Here is a 1,560-nt window from a genome sequence, read left to right as displayed (position 1 = left end):
GTACGGCACGGGCAGGCGGTCGAACACGTCGATCTCGGCCCCGGGGAAGGAGCGGCGCACGGCTTGCGCGGTGAAGCAGCCGGCCGGCCCCGACCCGACGATCGCGACACGGGGAGCGGTCGCCGCGGGGCGGAGGGTCTCGGGGGCGTGGACGGCGGCCGTCGCCGCGTCCCACGTGACCGGGAGCTCGAGCATCCCGCGGAAGACCCAGCCGCCGATCACGGCGGGACGCTCCGGATGCAGGTCGAGGCCCCGCAGGCGCTCGAACAGCCGCGGCAGACCGACGGTGGCGACCTCGGCCTTGGCGACCCAGGCGCCCAGGCACACGTGCACGCCCTTGCTAAAGGCGAGGTGAGGCGTGACCTCTCGGCGGATGTCGAACTCCGCGGCATCCGGCCAGATGTTCTCGTCGCGGTTGGCCGACAGGATGCAGATACCGAGCTTCGCCCCGGCGGGGAGCTGCACCCCGGCGAGCACGGTGTCGGTCGTGACCTGACGCGAGTACAGGCCGATCGGCGCAATCCAGCGGATGGCCTCGTCGAAGACCGCCGGCCACAGGGAGGGGTCGGCCTCGACCGCCCGGCGCTGATCCGGGTGCTCGAGCAGCGCCCACGCGGCGACGCCGAGGGCATCGCGGGGCTCGTTGAGTCCGCCGCCGATCGTCATCTTGACGTTCGCGCGGATCTTCTCGATCGGCATCTCGTAGTCGGGGATGCGCAGCAGCGTCGAGATGAGCGAGTGATCGGGGTTCTTCGCGTGCCACGCGAGCATCTCGTCGAGGGCCGCGTCGACCTCGTCGAACGACCGCTTGCCCTTCGCCCACACCTCGGGATCATCCGCGTAGTTCCCGGTGGCGTCGATGAGCGTCTGCGACCAGCGCTGCAGGTCCTCCTGGTGCACGTTGTGAAAGCCGAGGATCTCGCGCAGGTTCTCTGCGGCGTACGGGGCGGCGAAGTCCCAGACGATGTCGGCGCCCGGACCCTTGGCGATCATCTCGTCGAGGTAGCGGTCGGCGTTGCGCTCGAACACGCTCGTCCACGTGCGCTTGACCACGCCCGGGCGCAGCACCGGCTGCCAGGCCTTGCGCTCCGGGTAGTGCTCCGGATCGTCCCGGCGCAGCATCGACTGCCCCATCGAACGGATCTGCAGCGATCCCCCCTCGTTCTCCTAGAACGTCTCCTGGTCGAACTCGGTCGTGTGCACGGCGTCGTAGCTCGTGATGAGGTAGCGCCCGACGCTCGGCACCCAGTGCACGCCGCCCTCGGCCCGCAGACGGTCGTAGACGGGGAAGGGGTCGCGGTAGAGGTCGGGGATCGTCACCCAGTCGGCGATGGGGGCGGGTCGGCTCACGGTGCACTTCCTCGTGTCGGTGTTCGGCGGCGAACAGTTCGAGTATCGTTCGAGCCATACACCGGCAAAAGCGGCTTTTTCCGGTCTACTTCCTCGACTTTTCCGATGTAAGGGCTCACGATGCTCGCCGTCCCCGACTTCACGCTGCGCCAGCTCGGCTACCTCACCGCCGTCGCCGACGCCGGCACGATCGCCGCCGCGGCCGGGGAG

General features: G+C 69.7%; 2 protein-coding genes. Both read right to left on the bottom strand.

Annotated elements, in window-relative coordinates; all coding sequences use genetic code 11:
* On the bottom strand, window positions 1-1,122 hold a 1,122-nt coding region (locus LQV45_RS31315; RefSeq protein ID WP_230011247.1), incomplete at its 3' end, for a cytochrome P450.
* Window positions 1,123-1,167: 45 nt separating this feature from the next.
* Window positions 1,168-1,350 carry a hypothetical protein gene (locus LQV45_RS31310; RefSeq protein ID WP_230011245.1) on the bottom strand — a complete coding sequence of 61 codons (183 nt, stop codon included), beginning with the start codon at window positions 1,348-1,350 and terminating at the stop codon, window positions 1,168-1,170.
* Between the last annotated feature and the right edge of the window lie 210 nt (window positions 1,351-1,560).

The organism is Microbacterium sp. Bi128 (assembly GCF_918698205.1).
Note: the sequence above shows the minus strand (reverse complement) of the source record. Positions and strands in the feature narration are given on the sequence as shown.